We start from the raw sequence: 17,645 nt of genomic DNA on the forward strand, positions 1-17,645 counted from the left end.
GAGCCCTGAGCGGGGGTGCGCGGCTGTTGGGAGAACCGTAGTCCCCGGAGTGACCATGGGGCGCCTGTTGCGCGGGAGACGGCCGGATGTGGTCAGCGATCGGCGCCCGGCACGTCGGCGCCCCCGCCCGTTCGGGCTCCCCGGTTGGCACGGGGGCCGCCCGGAGTACTACGCTGTGTCGTAGACAAGTGTGGTGTGCGGACCGCTGACATGGGCGGACGCGGCGGAGTGCGAGCGGAGGCGGCGTGGTCGACTGGCTGACCATGACGATTCAGATGGTGTCGCTGGCGATGGCCGGCTGGTGCCTCGTCTCGACCTTCCGCGACCGGCCGATGGTGGTCCCCCACCTGGTCGGCATGGGCGTCCTGTGGCTGCTCGTGCTCGGACAGGTGGGCGTCTCCGTGGCCGCCATGGTCGGCGGCGACCGCCCCGCCGAGACGGCGATGTACGTGTCCTACCTGGCGACGGTGGCGCTGCTGCCGCCCGCGTGCGCCGTGTGGGGCTTCATGGAGCGGAGCAAGTGGGGGCCCGCGGTGATCGCCTTCGCGTGCCTGATCCTGCCCGTCCTGTTCGTCCGCCTGGAACAGCTCTGGAGCCCCGTTGCCTGAGACGTCCGCGCCCACCGCGGCCAAGACCCTGCGCACCGGCCCCGGCCGGCTCCTCGTCGCCGTGTACGGGGTGTTCGCGCTGGCCGCGACCGCCCGTGGGAGCTACCAGCTGGCCACGCGGTTCGACGAGGCGCCGGCGGCCTACGCGCTGTCGCTGTTCGCCGGGATCGTCTACCTGGTGGCGGCGGTGGGCCTGGCCCGTGCGGGGCGGACCTCGCGCCGGGTCGCCCTGGTCTCGTGCGCCGTCGAGATGGCGGGCGTCCTCGTGGTGGGGACGGCGAGCGTGTTCTGGCCGTCCGTCTTCCCCGAGGACACCGTGTGGTCCGGCTTCGGCAGCGGCTACCTGTTCATCCCGCTCGTGCTGCCGGCCCTGGGCCTGTGGTGGATCCTGCGGGTGCACCGCATGGACCGGGACTGACCAGGCCGGTCGCGCCCCCGGGACGGGGACCCGGATCCGTGTGCGGCGGACGGCGGCCGGTTAGGCTGTCGCCCATGTCAGAACCCTCGTCCCTCCCGGTGGCCGTCTCGGCCGACTGGCTCCGCGAGCACCGCGACCAGGTGGTCCTCGTCGACTCCCGCTGGTACCTCGACGGCCGTTCCGGCCGTGACGCCTACCGCGCCGGGCACCTGCCCGGCGCCGTCTTCGCCGACGTGGACACCGACCTCGCCGCCCCGGCGGGCCCCGGGGTCGGCCGCCACCCGCTGCCCTCGCCCGAGGACTTCGCCGGGGCTCTGGGCCGCCTCGGCGTCGGGGACTCCGCCCGGGTGGTCGCCTACGACGACGCCGGGGGCTCCGTGGCCGCCCGCCTGGTGTGGATGCTCCGCGCCCTGGGAACCCCTGCCGCGTTCCTCGACGGAGGCATGCGGACGTGGACCGGCGGCCTGGAGGAGGGGGAGACCGTGCCTCCGGCCGTGCGCCGGACGGCGCGGCCCTGGCCCGCCGAACTGGTGGTGGACACCGACACCGTCCTGGCCGGGACCGGTGAGCCCGGCGACCTTCTCGTCGACGCCCGCGCCTACGAGCGCTTCACCGGCGAGCGGCCCGCGCCGGTGGACGCCCGTCCCGGGCACGTACCGGGCGCCCGCAGCGCCGAGTGGACGGCGAACCTGGACGGCGACGGCCTCCTCGCCGCACCGGAGGTCCTGCGCGAGCGCTTCGCCTCCCTGGGCGCCGACTCCGCCAGGACCATCACCGCGTACTGCGGTTCCGGGGTCACCGCCTGCCACGACCTGCTGGCCCTCGAACACGCGGGGTACGCCGGCGCCCGCCTGTACCCGGGCTCCTGGAGCCGGTGGGGCGGGGACGACTCGCTTCCCGCGGAGACCGGCGACCCCCGCGCCTGACGGGCCGTCAGCTCCCGGCGGCCCGCCCCGCGGGCGGTCGGCGCCGTCCCGGACCGACCACGCACCGTCGTGACCTGTCGCGATCCGGTCTCGGAGGGAACCGGCTCCCCCTGTGCGGCGTCCGACCAGTCGGTAGGATTGCCCGGCCCGGGGAACGACGCGGCCGGGGCACAACCGACAACCCACCCCCGCACCCCGCTCCACCGCGAAACGAGGAATCTTGTCCGTCGAACTCGTTCTGCTGTTCATCCTCCTCATCGTCGCCGCCGTGGCCGGCGTCCTGATCTACCTCCAGCGCTCCCGGCAGCGGCAGGCGGCTCCCCCGCCGCCCGCCGCGCCCCGGGACCCCTTCGCCGACCAGGGCGACAGCGCCGCCGGGGACCCCCGCTCCATCAAGGCCGGCGACATGATCGACTGGGGCGCCGAGCGGACGTGGATCCGCGGCACGCTGCGCCTGTCCGAGGGCGGCTACGTCTGGTCCGAGCACTTCCTGGAGGTCGAGGGCGGCAAGCGCTGGCTCTCGGTCGAGGAGGATCCGGACGTGGAGCTCGCCCTGTGGTCCGGGCGCCCGGACCTGGATCTGACCCCGCACAGCAAGACCATCGAGCTGGAGGGCGTCACCTACCGCCTCCAGGAGAAGGGCAGCGGCTCCTACCGCTCCGAGGGCACCACCGGCCTCAAGGCGCAGGGCGGCCTCGACTACGCCGACTACGAGTCGTCGGACGGCAGGCTCCTGTCGTTCGAGCGGTTCGACCACGGCGGCTGGGAGGCCAGCACCGGCACCAAGGTCGCCCCCGGCACGTTCACCATCTACCCCGGGAGCTGATCCGCACGTGCGCGCGAGCATCAGCGCCCCCTTCGTCGACACCGGCGCGGACGACCTGGTCTGGACCCTGGGGCACCCGCCGACCGAGCCGCTGGCCTCCCGCTCCCTCCGGGTGGCGGGCGCCCGGGTCGAACTGCGCGTGCTGGGGGCCTCGCACCAGGTCGTCGTCGCGCCGGATTCCGGCGGAGGAGCCCTGGTGGAGACGGTCGCCTGCCTGCCCGGCCTGCCGGGCGGGCTCCCCGGGCGCGCGGAACGCCCGGACCGGGGCGGCTACCGTTTCGACTCCCTCGTGGAGTCCCTCGCGCGCGGCGAACTGGCCGACCGCGTGGAACGGCTCCACCGCGAGGTGGCCGACTCCCCCGGCGGCCTCCTCGTCGCCTTCCCCGGCGACCCCCTGGCGATCACCGCCCTGCACCTGACCCCTCTCGGCGGTTCTCCCCTCGGCTGGCGCACCTGGCACGCCTATCCGCAGACAGGCGAACTGGTGACGACCACCTCGACGATGACCACTCCCCCCAGTCCGGAGAGATCCGCACCATGAACGCACATGAGGAAACCCACGAGAACAGGAACAAGATCATCACGGTGGTCGTCGTCGTCGGCGTCATCCTCCTGATCCTGATCCTGCTGAGCGCCTGCAACACCAACAGCAACAACTACTGCCCGGACGACGACGTCGTCGCCGTGGAGGGCTACGACGACGACGACTGCGAGGGGTCCTCGTCTGGCTCCGGCGGTGGCGGCGGTTTCTTCTTCTTCGGCGGAACCGGCGGCAGCTACCGGAACGACAACAGCAGCAGCTACAACAGCGGCAGCAACAACTACCGGAACGACAACGGCAGCGGCAGCAGCTACCGCGGCGGCGGCAGCAGCTTCGGCAAGTAGTCCCCCCGCCCCCGGGAGCCCCGCGACCGACAACCCGACGACGTCACCCCCTACACGGACAGGACCATGAACGAGATCCTCTTCAACTCCCTCGCAGCCCTCGCCTACGGCGGTGTGGGTATCGCCATCCTCGTGGCGGGCTACCTGATCACCGACCTGCTCACCCCCGGCAAGCTGCACCAGCTGATCTGGGAGAACCGCAACCGCAACGCCGTGCTGCTCGTGTCCGCGAACACGCTGGGCTCGGCGATCATCGTCACGTCGGCGATCCTGTCCAGCGACTCGGAGATGGGCCTGGGCGCCGGCCTGCTCTCGGCCGCGGTCTACGGTGTGATCGGCCTGGGCGTCATGGCCCTGTCGTTCCTGCTGATCGACCTCATCATCCCGGCCAAGATCGCCCAGATCATCAGCAACGACGAGCCGCACCCGGCCACCTGGGTGAGCGCCACCGCGCACGTGTCGATCGCGCTCGTCGTGGCCGCCGCCCTCACCTGACGCCCCGGGAGCGCAGGGCCCCTGACCCCGGCCACCGCCCCACCCGCACCACCACACGAAGGCATCCGCGTTGACTGAGAACACGACCCGCGCCCGGCCAGGACTCCCGGTCCCCGCCAGGGCCGCCAGGTTCCTGGTACTGCTGGCGGTGTTCATCTGCGCGGCCTGCGGCCTGGTGTACGAGCTGGCGCTCGTGGCCATCGGCAGCTACCTGCTGGGAAACACCATCACCCAGGCCTCCGTGGTGCTGTCCGTGATGGTGTTCGCCATGGGCGTGGGGTCGCTGCTGTCCAAGCGCTTCCAGGCCAGTCCCGCGGTGTCGTTCGCGGTGATCGAGGGCCTGCTCTCCCTGGTCGGCGGCCTGTCGGTGCTCCTGCTGTACGGGGCCTTCGCCTGGTTCTCCGCCTACCAGCCCGCCCTGGTGGTGCTGTCGTTCGTCATCGGCCTGCTCATCGGCATGGAGATCCCCCTGCTGATGACGCTGATCCAGAGGATCCGCAGGCAGGAGGCCTCGGAGGCGGTCGCGGACCTGTTCGCGGCCGACTACGTGGGCGGGCTGATCGGCGGGCTGGCCTTCCCGTTCCTGCTGCTGCCCCTGCTGGGCCTGCCTAGGGGCGCCCTGGTGGTGGGGGCGCTGAACGCGGTGGTGGGCGTCGCGGTGGTGCTCTGGCTGTTCCGCTCGGAGCTGACCCGGCGCGCCTACGCGGGGCTGGGCCTCGGCCTGGCCGCCATCATCGCGGTGCTCGGCCTGGCCTACGTGTACGCCGACCGGTTCGAGGTGGACGCCCGCCAGGCGCTGTACCGGGACCCGATCGTGCACGCGGAGCGCTCCGAGTACCAGGAGATCGTGCTCACGCGCTCCCTGGACGGTGAGGACGTGCGCATGTTCCTCAACGGGAGCCTCCAGTTCTCGACCCTGGACGAGTACCGCTACCACGAGTCGCTGATCCACCCCGCGATGGACGGCCCGCACGGGAACGTGCTGGTCCTGGGGGGCGGGGACGGCCTCGCCCTGCGGGAGGTCCTGGCCTACGACGACGTGTCCTCGGTGACGCTGGTGGACCTGGACCCGGCGGTGATCGAGCTCGCGTCCACGGACCCGGTGATCACGGAGCTGAACGGGGACTCGTTCGAGGACCCGAGGGTGGAGGTGGTCAACACCGACGCCTTCCAGTGGCTGCGGGAGAACGGGGAGGGCTTCGACGTGGTCGTCGCCGACCTGCCGGACGGCGACGACACCTCCACGTCCAAGCTGTACTCGGTGGAGTTCTACTCGCTCCTGCGGCACGCCCTCGCCGACGACGGCCGCCTGGTGGTGCAGGCGGGTTCGCCGTTCTTCGCGCCCGACGCCTTCTGGAGCGTGGACCGCTCGCTGGAGGAGGCGGGGTTCTCGACCACCCCGTACAACGTGGACGTGCCGAGCTTCGGGAACTGGGGGTTCTACCTGGCGGCCGTGGGGCCGGCGCCCGAGCTGGACGTGCCGGACGACGCTCCCCCGCTGCGGTTCCTGGACGAGCCGCTGCTGGACGCGGCGCAGGTCTTCCCGAGGGACCGGCGCCAGAGCGACGCCGAGGAGTCGACCCTGATGCACCCCCGGGTGATGGCCTACCACCAGGGCGCCTGGCGCGGTTACTGACGCCGCGCCGGCCCCGGGGCCGGCGGGGCCCGGGGCCTGGGCGGCCCCGGTGCGCCCTCCCGTGGAGTGGACACCGCGCGGCCTGGAACTGTGGGCCAGTGGGCGGCCACGCGGTGGGTCTGTGCGGGGGCGGACGCCGGACCGGACGTTCGCACGTCGGCCCGCGACCGGGTCCATCCTGTCCCGGGGGCGGTCCTCCACGGGGTCGCCACGCCGCCCCGGTCCCCGCGCAGGCCAACCCCTTACCCAGACTTACCGCCCCTTTCCCGACAGGAGCCGGGACGGGCGCCCGGCGTTCCGGTCGGGCCACCGGCCGTCGCGTGTCCGGCCGGGTGCGGGGCGGCCCGGGCGTGGGGGCCCGGTCCCGCGTGCGGAGGGACGCGGACGCCCCCGGGTCAGCCCCTCTCCTGGGCGGCGAGCGCGGTGACGGCGCCCAGCTCCCGGCATGCCTCGCGGGCGGCGGCGTCGGGGCTGCCGTGGACGGTGACCGGGGGCCGGTGGCGCTCCCATCCGATGCCCTTCGCGATGGACTCCACCGCGCGGACGGCTCCGGCGGTGTCGTTGTCCCCGTGCACGTAGAGGGAGTAGGGCAGCCCCCCGGTCTCCCCCTGGGCCGGGTAGAACACCGTGTCGAAGAAGTGCTTGAGCGCGCCGGACATGTAGCCGATGTTGGCCGGGGTCCCCAGGACCAGCGCGTCGGCCCCGAGCAGGTCGCTGACGGTCGCGGACAGTGCCGACTTCGACCGCACCTCCACCCCTTCGATATCGTCGTCGCGGGCACCGTCGAGCACGGCCCCCAACATCTCCCGGGTGGCGGGTGAGACCGTGTGGTGAACGATGAGAAGTCGTGCCATGCCCCCACAGTAGGCAGTCGAACGCGTCTGGAACTGTCGGCCTCCGGCCGGCGTCACACTCAGCACGGGCAAGACGGCCCGGCCGCCTCCCGACCCGCCCGCAGCAGAAAGCCAGGACCTCCATGAGTCAGCCTCCTCCTCCGAACGGCCCGTACCAGGGACCTCCGACCGGTGGCCAACCGCCCATGGGCCCTCCCCCGCCGGGTGGGCCCTACGGCCCCGGCGGCCCGTCCGACGGCTATCCCTCCGGGCCCTACGGCCCTCCCGGCGGTGACCCCTACGGTCCCCCCGGCGGTGACCCCTCCGGGCCCTACGGCCCTCCCGGCGGCGACCCCTCCGGGCCCTACGGCCCTCCGGGGGGTGACCCGTACGGTCCCCCCGGCGGCGACCCCTACGGCCCTCCCGGCGGAGGCCCGTACGGCCACCCCGGCGGACCGGGCGGGCCCTACGGCCCCGGCGGCCCCCAGCCCCCCTACGGCCCCGGCCCGCAGGGGCCGAAGAAGAGCTCCCCGTGGCTGTGGGTCGGCCTGGGCTGCGGCGGCCTGTTCGTCATCGGCGTCATCCTCGTGGTGCTCATCGCCTTCGTCTTCAACGACAGGGGCGAGTCGGGCGGCGGCTCCACGACGGTCACGACCGAGAGTCCCGGCGAGGGCTCGGGCGAGTCCGGCGGCGGTGACGGCGGCGGCGGTACCGGCGAGGCCGTCGAGCACAACGGCATCCTCTACACGATCACCGGCACCGAGGTCACCGACGAGGTCGGCGGTTACACCGCCGACGGCGAGTACGTCATCGTGCACCTCGACGTGGCCTACGCCGGCACCGACACGTTCTGGCGCGACGAGCAGCACCTGTACACGTCCTCCGGCGAGCAGTTCGAGGAGGACTACGACGCCACCGGCACGCTCGGCGACTCCATGTGGAGCGACCTGCCCAGCGACGGCACCCCGGTGAGCCTGAGCATCGTCTTCGACGTGCCCTCGGCCGCCGACATCACCCACATCGGGCTGAGCTCGGAGACGTACGGCGGGGACGAGATCGAGGTCGAGATCAGTCCCTGACCCGCACCCGTCCCCGGGCACGGGGCTGAGCGCGAACGGGGCCGTCGGAATCCCTTCCGGCGGCCCCTCGCCGTGTCCGCCGGAGGCATGTGCGGTTCCCCGAAATTTCTCGGGAACACGGTGCGAAACCTGTCTTTTCCTCCGAATTGTTTTCACCCGGAAATGCCATTACGCCCCTGTTGTGCACGATGGGAAAACAGGAAACACCGACTTATCACATGAACGGGGATGTCGAACGTTGACCCCCCGTTCCCCTCTTCTCTAAGGTGCGACTCTCACGCGCACCGCCCGCCGCGCCCGCCGCACGACCACCGGCGCGAGCAGGGGGTACGCGGGCCCACCAGCCGAGGAGCGAGGGAACCATGCCGCACAACGTCCGCGCCGCGCTCGTCCAGACGGAATGGACGGGCGACACCGAGTCCGTGCTCGCGGCCCACGAGCAGTACGCGCGCGACGCGGCGGCGCAGGGCGCCCGGATCATCGGTTTCCAGGAGGTGTTCAACGCGCCCTACTTCTGCCAGGTGCAGGAGGCGGAGCACCACCGCTGGGCGGAGCCCGTCCCCGACGGCCCCACCGTCACCCGGTTCGCGGCCCTGGCGCGGGAGCTGGGCACCGTGATGGTGCTGCCGGTCTTCGAGGTCGAGAAGCCCGGCTTCTACTACAACACCGCCGCCGTCGTCGACGCGGACGGCTCCTACCTCGGCAAGTACCGCAAGCACCACATCCCGCAGGTCGAGGGCTTCTGGGAGAAGTACTACTTCCGTCCCGGCAACCTCGGCTGGCCCGTGTTCGACACCGCCGTCGGCCGTGTGGGGGTCTACATCTGCTACGACCGCCACTTCCCGGAGGGGTGGCGGGCGCTCGGCCTGGCCGGGGCGCAGCTGGTGTACAACCCGTCCGCGACCAGCCGCGGCCTCTCCGGCCACCTGTGGAAGCTCGAACAGCCGGCCGCCGCGGTGGCCAACGCGTACTTCGTCGCCGCCATCAACCGCGTGGGCGTGGAGGAGTACGGCGACAACGACTTCTACGGAACCAGCTACTTCGTCGACCCGCGCGGGCAGTTCGTCGGCGATGTCGCCTCGGACACCTCGCCGGAGCTGGTCGTCCGCGACCTCGACCTCGACCTGGTCGACCGGGTCCGGCAGCAGTGGGCGTTCTACCGGGACCGCCGCCCGGACGCCTACGGTCCGCTGGTCGAGGGCTGAGGGGGAGGAGAGCCGTGGAACGCACCGTCATCAGCGGCGGCCTGGTCGTCACCGCCTCCGAGGAGGTGGAGGCCGACGTCCTCGTCGAGGGGGAGCGGGTCGCCGCCCTCGCCCTGCGCGGCAGCGACACCGCACGCTCCTGGGCCGCGAGCGGAGCCCGCACCGTCGACGCCGCCGGCCACTACGTGGTCCCGGGCGGGGTCGACGGCCACACCCACATGGAGATGCCCTTCGGCGGCACCTACTCGTCCGACACCTTCGAGACGGGCACCCGCGCCGCCGCCTGGGGCGGAACCACCACGATCGTCGACTTCGCCGTCCAGGGCCGGGGCCGGTCCGTGCGCGCCGGGGTGGACGAGTGGATGGCCAAGGCCGAGGGCAGGTGCGCGATCGACTACGCCTTCCACGCGATCCTGTCCGACATCGACGAGTCCTCCCTGGGGGAGATGGACGCCCTGGTGGACGAGGGCGTGACCTCGTTCAAGCTGTTCATGGCCTATCCCGGCGTGTTCTACAGCGACGACGGCCAGATCCTCCGCGCCATGCAGCGCGGCGCGTCCAACGGCGCGCTGACCATGGTGCACGCCGAGAACGGCATCGCCATCGACGTGCTGGTCGAGCAGGCCCTCGCCGAGGGCAGGACCGGCCCCCGCCACCACGGGGAGGTACGCAAGGCCCTGCTGGAGTCGGAGGCCACCCACCGCGCCGTCCAGCTCGCCCGTGTCGCCGGATCGCCCCTGTACGTGGTGCACGTGTCCGCCCGGGAGGCCGTGGAGGAACTGGTCCGGGCCCGCGACATGGGCCTCAACGTGTTCGGGGAGACCTGTCCGCAGTACCTGTTCCTGTCCGCCGACAACCTGGCCGAGCCGGGCTTCGAGGGCGCCAAGTACGTGTGCTCCACGCCGCTGCGCCCGCGGGAGCACCAGGAGCACCTGTGGCGGGCCCTGCGCACGAACGACCTGTCCGTCGTCTCCACCGACCACTGCCCGTTCTGTTTCAGCGGGCAGAAGGACCTGGGCGTCGGCGACTTCTCCAAGATCCCCAACGGCATGCCCGGTGTGGAGCACAGGATGGACCTGCTGCACCAGGCGGTGGTGGAGGGCCGCATCGACCGGCGCAGGTGGATCGAGATCGCCTGCGCCACTCCGGCCCGCATGTTCGGCCTCTACCCGTCCAAGGGCACGATCTCGCCCGGCGCGGACGCCGACATCGTCGTCTACGACCCGCGCGCGGAGCATGTCCTGTCGGCCGCGACCCACCACATGAACGTGGACTACTCGGCGTACGAGGGCAGACGGGTCACCGGGAGGGCGCGCACGGTCCTCTCGCGCGGCCGCGTCGTCGTGGACGGCGGCGCCTACCTGGGCGAGGCCGGCCACGGCCGGTACGTGCCCCGCTCCACCTGCCAGTACCTGATCTGACCGCCCGAGGGGACACGACATGGACTTCGGACTCGTCCTCCAGACCGACCCGCCCGCCGACCTGCTGGTCGAGCGGATGGTGCGCGCCGAGGCCTACGGCTTCACCCACGGGTGGACCTTCGACTCGGTCGTGCTCTGGCAGGAGCCGTTCGTCATCTACAGCCGCATCCTGGAGCGCACCGAGCGCCTGGTCGTGGGACCGATGGTGACCAACCCGGGCACACGCGCGTGGGAGGTGACCGCGTCCCTGTTCGCCACCCTGAACGACATGTTCGGGAACCGGACGGTGTGCGGGATCGGCCGGGGCGACTCGGCGATGCGGGTGGCGGGGCGCAGGCCCGCGACGCTCGAACGCCTCTCCCTCGCGATGGGGGCGATCAAGGACCTGGCCGAGGGCCGGGAGGCGGAGGTGGACGGCACGCCCATGCGCCTGCCGTGGGTCCGCGGCGGCTCCCTGCCCGTGTGGATGGGCGCCTACGGTCCGAAGGCGCTGGACCTGGCGGGGCGCCGGGCCGACGGGTTCGTCCTCCAGCTGGCCGACCCCTACCTGACCGAGTGGATGGTCGCGGCGGTGCGGGCGGCCGCGGCCGGCGCCGGGCGCGACCCCGCGTCGGTGAAGGTGTGCGTGGCGGCCCCCGCCTACGTGACCGACGGATCCCCGGAGGCGCTGGCGCACGCGCGCGAGCAGTGCCGGTGGTTCGGCGGGATGGTCGGCAACCACGTCGCCGACCTGGTCGCGCGGTACGGCGAGTCCGGCGCCGTGCCGCAGGAGCTGACCGACTACATCCGGGCCCGCGAGGGCTACGACTACAGCCACCACGGCCGGGTGGACAACCCCGACACCCGGTTCGTCCCGGACGCGATCGTGGACCGGTTCTGCCTGGTGGGCCCGGTCGAGGAGCACGTCGCCAAGCTCGAACGGCTGCGGAGCGCCGGTGTGGACCAGTTCGCGGTCTACGCGATGCACGACGACGTGGACGGGGTCGTCGAGGCCTACGGCCGCGACGTGGTCCCCGCCCTCTCCTGAGACCCGGGGCGCCTGGCCGGGCGGGCCGCGGGGAGGCGGACGGCGTCCCCGCGGCCCGGCCCCGTGCGGGCCGCCTGCGGGCGCCCGAAGGCGGCCCGCACGCCGTTCCGGCGCCTTGCGGGGCCCGGTTCCCGAGGCACGCGGGGAGACGTCGTCGCACCCCGGGTGACGTGCGAGGATATTCGGTGGCCTATGCACAATCCAGACTTTCCGTGCATGCTGCCGGGCGCCGCCCCCATGGGCCCGGCGCCGCTCCCCCACCCCGCTCCCCACCCAGCACCACCGAAACCAGGTGTCCTGTGACCCAAGCCCCGCCGTCCCCGGAATCCGCCGTCGTCACCCATCCCGACGGACGCGTGTCCCTGGCGGAGGGCTCCGCCCTCCCCGAGAGCCCCTTCGTCAACGCCGACCTCCAGCCGGTGCCGATCTCCCGGCGCGACTGGGGCACCGGCAGCTTCACCGCCCTGTGGGTGAGCATGTCGGTCAGCATCCCGGCGTGGACCCTGGCCAGCGGCCTGATCGCGGCCGGCATGGACTGGCGGCAGGCGATGCTCGCCGTCGTCCTCGGCAACCTCGTCGTGCTGCTGCCGATGGTGCTGACCGGCCACGCCGGAGCCAAGTACGGCATCCCGTTCCCGGTGTTCGCCCGCGCCTCCTTCGGCCTGCGCGGCGCCAACCTGCCCGCGCTGCTGCGCGGCGCGGTGGCGTGCGGCTGGTACGGCATCCAGACCTGGGTCGGCGGCCAGGGCGTGTACGTCCTCGTCGGCCGCCTGCTCGGCGACGGGTGGACCGGCGCCGCGCAGGTCGGCGGTAACCCGTGGACCCTGTGGCTGTCCTTCGGCCTGTTCTGGGCGGCCCAGCTCGCGATCATCCTGTGGGGCATGGAGGGCGTGCGCCGCGTCCAGGTGTGGGCCGCGCCGCTGATGGTCGTCGGAGGCCTGGCCCTGCTGGCGTGGATGGCCGTCGAGGCGGGCGGCGTCGCCCCGATGCTCTCCCTGGACTCCGGCGAGGCCCTGGACTGGGGCCCGTCCTTCTGGGCGCTGTTCTTCCCGTCCCTCATGGGCGTCATCGGCTACTGGGCGACCCTGACCCTGAACATCAGCGACTTCACCCGGTTCTCCGCGTCCCAGCGGGCCCAGGTCGTGGGCCAGACGCTCGGACTGCCCACCACGATGACGCTGTTCTCCCTGCTGGCCGTGATGGTCACGGCGGGCACCGCCTCCGTGTACGGCGAGCCGCTGTGGAACCCGATCGACATCGTCGCGCAGATGGGCAGCGGGCTCGGCCTGCTCTTCGCGGTCTTCGTCGTGCTGCTCGCGACGGTGTCCACCAACATCGCCGCGAACCTGGTCGGCCCCGCCTACGACCTGGCCAACCTGAGGCCGAGGCTGATCAGCTTCCGCACCGGAGCGGTCATCACGTGCTTCCTCAGCGTCCTCATCTTCCCGTGGAGGCTGCTGGAGAACGAGAACGTGTACATCTTCACGTGGCTCGGCACCGTGGGCGGCGTCCTCGGCACGGTGGCGGGCATCCTGCTCGCCGACTACTGGCTGCTGCGCCGCACCAGGATGAACCTGGCAGCGCTGTACGAGCGCGGCTCGGAGTACTGGTACGCGCACGGGTGGAACTGGCGCGCCCTCGCGGCGTTCGGGATCGGCACGGTGCTCGCCGTGGGCGGATCGCACTCCCCCGAGGGCTCGGGCCCCTTCCCCGCCGACGGCCTGATCCCGGTCCTGGCCCCGCTGGCCGACTACGGCTGGCTGGTCGGGCTCGTCAGCGCGCTGCTGGTCCACTGGGCGCTGGGCGTGTTCCTGCCCGACCGCCGCGCCGGCGGTCGGCGGCCCGCGGAAGGCCCCGCCGACTGACCGGACCGCCCGCCCGACAGGTCCCGGGGCCGCGCCGGTGTCCGGCGCGGCCCCGCCGCGTCCCGGGCCGGGGCGGGGCGGGGCGCGGGGCCGCGGCCCGCACGGCCGCGGCCCGGGCGCGTCCGCCGGCACGGGCGCGCTCCCGTGCCGGTGGGATTGGACACCCTCCCGGCCGCGGGGCGCACCCCGGGGTCCGGCGCCCCGGCCGGGCGGCGGGCGGTCCGGGTCGAGCACCCCCCGGGGCCGGACACTCGGACCGGGTTCGGCGCGTCCGTGGACGACCCGCGCGCACGGGCCGTCCGGGACTCTCCCCTGGCCACGGTGGTCGCACCGGCGGCGGAGGGCCCCTCCGCCGCGGGCGCGGGGCGAATGACTGCTATCACACGAGAAGAAGGTGCTTCGGCGGGTTAGGTAGTGTTCACCTGTGTGTTCCCACTACGTGGATATATCCGGCTGTCCGGGCGAACCGTTCCCCTGGGGAGGGGCGTTAGCCCAGGAGTCGGCCCACGAGTCCCGCTCCGGGTTCCCGGCACGCGTCCCGCGCACCGTTCACACAGGGGCCACCGGCCGTCCTACCGCACCGTGGCGGGTGGGCGGGCGATGTCACCCGAACAGGGGGCGCAAGACACGCATCCCAGACCAAGACGACCAGAACGAACTACAAATCGCATCGGGCCCCGGGTAAACCCCGGGGCGGCCACGGCCGTCAACGTGACGCCGAAGCATCCACTTTCATCCAGACAACGCACACATGTCATGAAGTGACGCGCATCCCCCGCGCGGGTCCTGTCCCTCCCGCGTTCCCTCTCCCCCACACGTCCACCCCGACGGGGTCTGCGTAGCCGGGGGCGTCGTTCGACATCTCGCGTTTCGACGGGAGACATCACCTTGCCTCACTCCTCCGCGCGCCCGACGCCTGCGTCGGCGCACCGCACCGTGGCCGTCGTCCTGGCGGGCGGCAGCGGCCAGCGCATCGGACTGGCCACCCCGAAGCAGCTGCTCAAGATCGCCGGGAAGTCGATCCTCGAGCACACGCTCACGATCTTCGAGCAGGCTCCGAGGGTCGACGAGGTCATCGTGATGATGAACCCCGGGTTCGTCTCCGACGCGGAGGCGATCGTCCGCGGCGCCGGCCTGTCCAAGGTCACGCGCGTCCTGCCCGGCGGCACATCGCGCAATGCCACCACCCAGCTCGCCCTCGACGCCCTGGCGCACCTCCCGGCGGAGACCACGAACGTGCTCTTCCACGACGCCGTGCGCCCGATGCTCTCCCAGCGCGTCATCGACGACTGCGTCACCGCGCTCGGGTCCTTCGAGGCCGTGGACGTGGCGATCCCCTCCTCGGACACGATCATCGAGGTGGACGACGACGTCATCACCGACGTCCCCGTCCGCTCGCGGCTGCGCCGCGGCCAGACCCCGCAGGGGTTCCGCCTGGCCACCATCCGCGACGCCTACGTCAAGGCGTGGGACGACCCGGGCTTCGAGGCGACCGACGACTGCTCGGTGGTGCTGCGCTACTCGCCCGGCGTCCCCATCCACGTGGTGGCCGGCGAGGAGCAGAACATGAAGGTCACCCAGCCGGTGGACATCTTCATCGCCGACAAGCTGTTCCAGCTGGCCTCCTCCGCCACCCCCGAGTTCTCCGACGAGGACTACGCGAAGCGGCTCGCCGGGGCCACCGTCGTCGTGTTCGGCGGCAGCTACGGCATCGGCGCGGGCGTGGCCGACCTGGCGGAGAAGCACGGCGCGCGCGTGTTCCGCTACTCGCGCGGCACCACCCGCACCAACGTCGCCAACCCCGACGACGTCGCCGCGGCCCTGGAACAGGCCCACTCCGCCACCGGCCGGGTCGACTTCGTCGTCAACACCGCCGGCGTGCTCCGGATCGGGCGCCTGGACAAGACCGATCCGGAGACCATCGAGGAGGCCCTGCGGGTCAACTACCTCGCCCCGGTCCACATCGCCCGCGCCGCCTTCCCGTACCTGGCCCAGACCGGCGGGCAGCTGCTGCTGTACACCTCCAGCTCCTACACGCGCGGGAGGGGCGAGTACAGCCTGTACTCCTCCACCAAGGCGGCCACCGTCAACCTGACGCAGGCGCTGGCCGACGAGTGGTCGCAGGACGGGGTCCGGATCAACTGCATCAACCCCGAGCGCACGCAGACCCCGATGCGCACCAACGCCTTCGGCGACGAGCCGGCCGGGAGCCTCCTCAGCGCGGAGAAGGTCGCCCGCACGTCCGTGGACGTCCTGTTGTCCGACCTGACCGGCCACGTCGTCGACGTGCGCCGCGAGGACCCTCCCGGCGCCGTGACCGGCGCCCCCCGCGGGGAGACGGAGGGAGCCAAGTGAACAAGTTCAGAGAACTGGGCAGGGAGACCATCGGCTGGTCCGCCCTGCTCGGGCTGTCCTACCTGGTCATGCTCGTCGGCGTGATCACCGGCCTGTGGTGGGTCTTCCTGGTGGGGGCCGTCGGCAGCTACGCCATGGACGCACTCCTGCTGCACCGCCTGCCGGCGCTCGCCAAGCTCGTCCAGCAGATCCGCCTGGGCATCACGCCGCGGGCCCTGCTGCGCCAGCTCCTCGCCCTGGGCCTGCTCATCACCACGCCCACGGCCACCTCCACGGGCATCGGCATGGTCCTACTGACCTGCCTGGTGCTGTTCGGGCTCCAGCTGGTGTGCGGTGTGGCCGCCCGGCTGCTGCGGATGCGCCGCCGCCTGCCGATCGTCACCCGCAACATCGACCTGGGCCCCCTGCGCATCCCCGACAGCCCGCCCATGGTGCTCGTCCGCGAGCCCATGAGCCGCCTGCTGCCCCTGGACGCGTTCCTGGTCGCCGGAGCGGTCGCCTACGTCGCCGAGGGCGCGGTCTGGGCCGTCGTGGCCGGGGCGATCGCCTCCGTGTCCCTGACCGTGCTGGCCCTGGCGCTGTTCGGATGGCACCTGGCCCGGGCCCGGACCATCCCCGAGTCCGAGCGGGTCATGGAGTTCGCCCAGAACTGGCTGGACTCCTACCGGCCCGAGGTCGTCCTCTACTTCTCGGGTTCGGCCGACTCCGCCTACCAGGTCAACATGTGGCTGGAGGCCGTGGCCGCGCTGCCGCGCCGGTCGGTGGTCGTCCTGCGCGAGCGGGTCATCGCCGCGCAGCTCGCCCCGACGCCGGTGCCGGTCCTGTGCGTTCCCACCTCGACCGACCTGATGGCGCTGGACTTCGGCCCGGCGCGCGTGGCCCTCTACCCGGCCAACACCGGCAAGAACATCCACATGCTGCGCAACCCGCTGCTGGGCCACGTGTTCATCGGCCACGGGGACAGCGACAAGGTGGCCAGCATCAACCCGTTCAGCAAGGTCTACGACGAGGTGTGGACCGCCGGACGGGCCGGGCGCGACCGCTACGACCGCGCCCGGGTGGGCGTGCGCGACGACGAGATCGTGGAGGTCGGCCGCCCCCAGCTCGACGCGATCCGCACCGACACCGCCCCCAACGCCGTGCGCAGCGTGCTGTACGCCCCGACCTGGGAGGGGTGGACGGACGAGCCCGGCAACACGTCGCTGACCGACGCCGGCCCGGCGCTGATCCGGACGCTGCTGGCCGCCGAGCCGCGGGTGCGCGTCCTGTACAAGCCGCACCCCTTCACCGGGGTCCGGTCCGCGGCCGCCCGCGGCGCGCACCGCCGCATCGTCGCGATGCTGGAGGAGGCCAACCGGGCCGCGGCCGTGAACGGCGACCGCTCCCCGGCGGGACGCGACCGCCCGGACCTCGCCTCCCTCGAACGGCGCCTGGCCGCCTTCGACACCGACAACGGCGCCACCGACGAGGCCCACAACTCCCGTGAGGAGGGCACCGCCGACCCCGGCGCCGCCGCCGAGCTCCAGCAGCTGTCCGAGGAGTGGCACCGGGTGTACTGGGAGGGCCGCGCCGACACCGAGCACCTGGTCATCCAGGGTCCCCGCCCGACCCTCTACTCGTGCTTCAACCAGGCCGACCTGCTCATCAGCGACATCTCCAGCGTCGTCGCCGACTTCATCGCCACCGAGAAGCCCTACGCCATCACCAACTGCGAGGGCATCACGGACGAGGAGTTCCAGGACAAGCACCCCACCTCCGGCGCCGCGTACATGCTCGCGCCGGACGGGGGCGGCCTGGAGGCCGCGCTCGCGGCGGTCCGGTCGGCCGCGACCGACCCCCTGGCGGAGGACCGCACCAGGCTCAAGGCCTACCTGCTCGGCTCCGGCGACTCCAGCTCCCAGTCGCGCTTCGAGGCCGCCGTCGACGACCTCTACCGGCGCAGGAGCGACCAGCGCCCGGACGCGTCCGGGGCTGCGTCCGCGGACGCGTCCGCCGCGGACGACGCGCCCCGCTCCTCCGCCGGCTCCCCGCCCTCCGGGGCGGACCCCGCTCCCGCGCGTGTGTGA

16 protein-coding genes are annotated in these 17,645 nt (G+C 72.6%); 15 read left to right on the plus strand and 1 reads right to left on the minus strand.

Going from position 1 to position 17,645, the window contains the following annotated elements:
* Positions 1-245: 245 nt before the first annotated feature.
* From ACQPYD_RS28760 to ACQPYD_RS28795, 8 genes are all read left to right on the plus strand, one after another.
* A complete protein-coding gene (locus tag ACQPYD_RS28760; protein WP_330158565.1) occupies positions 246-608 on the plus strand; it encodes a hypothetical protein in 363 nt (120 codons plus the stop codon).
* Positions 601-1,026 (plus strand): hypothetical protein, encoded by a 426-nt coding sequence (locus ACQPYD_RS28765; RefSeq protein ID WP_267946643.1) that lies wholly within the window; start codon positions 601-603, stop codon positions 1,024-1,026. The genes ACQPYD_RS28760 and ACQPYD_RS28765 overlap by 8 nt, the downstream gene beginning before the upstream one ends.
* A gap of 74 nt (positions 1,027-1,100) precedes the next feature.
* Positions 1,101-1,952, plus strand: a complete 852-nt coding sequence (locus ACQPYD_RS28770; protein ID WP_433698542.1) for a sulfurtransferase — start codon at positions 1,101-1,103, stop codon at positions 1,950-1,952.
* A 220-nt stretch (positions 1,953-2,172) separates the two neighbouring features.
* Positions 2,173-2,778: a DUF4178 domain-containing protein gene (locus tag ACQPYD_RS28775; RefSeq protein ID WP_433698544.1), complete on the plus strand. Its 606-nt coding sequence runs from the start codon at positions 2,173-2,175 to the stop codon at positions 2,776-2,778.
* Positions 2,779-2,785: 7 nt separating this feature from the next.
* Positions 2,786-3,319: a DUF2617 family protein gene (locus ACQPYD_RS28780; protein ID WP_433698545.1), complete on the plus strand. Its 534-nt coding sequence runs from the start codon at positions 2,786-2,788 to the stop codon at positions 3,317-3,319.
* On the plus strand, positions 3,316-3,663 hold the full coding sequence (locus ACQPYD_RS28785; protein ID WP_433698546.1) for a hypothetical protein: 348 nt from the start codon (positions 3,316-3,318) through the stop codon (positions 3,661-3,663). Before ACQPYD_RS28780 ends, ACQPYD_RS28785 begins: the two co-directional genes overlap by 4 nt.
* 66 nt (positions 3,664-3,729) lie before the next feature.
* Positions 3,730-4,158, plus strand: coding sequence for a DUF350 domain-containing protein (locus ACQPYD_RS28790; RefSeq protein ID WP_267946648.1), 429 nt, complete (start codon positions 3,730-3,732; stop codon positions 4,156-4,158).
* A gap of 70 nt (positions 4,159-4,228) precedes the next feature.
* Complete coding sequence (locus ACQPYD_RS28795; RefSeq protein WP_433698547.1) at positions 4,229-5,794, plus strand: polyamine aminopropyltransferase; 1,566 nt, start codon at positions 4,229-4,231, stop codon at positions 5,792-5,794.
* Positions 5,795-6,189: 395 nt separating this feature from the next.
* Here ACQPYD_RS28795 and ACQPYD_RS28800 read toward each other — a convergent pair whose 3' ends face one another.
* Positions 6,190-6,648, minus strand: coding sequence for a flavodoxin family protein (locus ACQPYD_RS28800; protein ID WP_433698548.1), 459 nt, complete (start codon positions 6,646-6,648; stop codon positions 6,190-6,192).
* 185 nt (positions 6,649-6,833) lie between these two features.
* Between ACQPYD_RS28800 and ACQPYD_RS28805 the strand changes: the two genes are divergently transcribed.
* From ACQPYD_RS28805 to ACQPYD_RS28835, 7 genes are all read left to right on the plus strand, one after another.
* Complete coding sequence (locus tag ACQPYD_RS28805) at positions 6,834-7,706, plus strand: hypothetical protein (RefSeq protein WP_433698549.1); 873 nt, start codon at positions 6,834-6,836, stop codon at positions 7,704-7,706.
* Between the two features lie 362 nt (positions 7,707-8,068).
* Complete coding sequence (locus ACQPYD_RS28810) at positions 8,069-8,911, plus strand: nitrilase-related carbon-nitrogen hydrolase (RefSeq protein ID WP_433698551.1); 843 nt, start codon at positions 8,069-8,071, stop codon at positions 8,909-8,911.
* A gap of 14 nt (positions 8,912-8,925) precedes the next feature.
* Positions 8,926-10,332 carry a dihydropyrimidinase gene (hydA, locus tag ACQPYD_RS28815; protein WP_433698552.1) on the plus strand — a complete coding sequence of 469 codons (1,407 nt, stop codon included), beginning with the start codon at positions 8,926-8,928 and terminating at the stop codon, positions 10,330-10,332.
* A 19-nt stretch (positions 10,333-10,351) separates the two neighbouring features.
* Positions 10,352-11,359, plus strand: coding sequence for a TIGR03842 family LLM class F420-dependent oxidoreductase (locus ACQPYD_RS28820; RefSeq protein WP_433698553.1), 1,008 nt, complete (start codon positions 10,352-10,354; stop codon positions 11,357-11,359).
* A gap of 299 nt (positions 11,360-11,658) precedes the next feature.
* Positions 11,659-13,224 (plus strand): NCS1 family nucleobase:cation symporter-1, encoded by a 1,566-nt coding sequence (locus ACQPYD_RS28825; RefSeq protein WP_433698554.1) that lies wholly within the window; start codon positions 11,659-11,661, stop codon positions 13,222-13,224.
* An 888-nt stretch (positions 13,225-14,112) separates the two neighbouring features.
* The gene (locus ACQPYD_RS28830; RefSeq protein ID WP_433698555.1) at positions 14,113-15,579 is read left to right on the plus strand and encodes an SDR family NAD(P)-dependent oxidoreductase; all 1,467 of its coding nucleotides are present in this window, start codon (positions 14,113-14,115) and stop codon (positions 15,577-15,579) included.
* Positions 15,576-17,645, plus strand: coding sequence for a glycerophosphotransferase (locus ACQPYD_RS28835; protein WP_433698556.1), 2,070 nt, complete (start codon positions 15,576-15,578; stop codon positions 17,643-17,645). Before ACQPYD_RS28830 ends, ACQPYD_RS28835 begins: the two co-directional genes overlap by 4 nt.

It is taken from the genome of Nocardiopsis sp. CA-288880 (assembly GCF_050955985.1).
Lineage (GTDB): Bacteria > Actinomycetota > Actinomycetes > Streptosporangiales > Streptosporangiaceae > Nocardiopsis > Nocardiopsis tropica.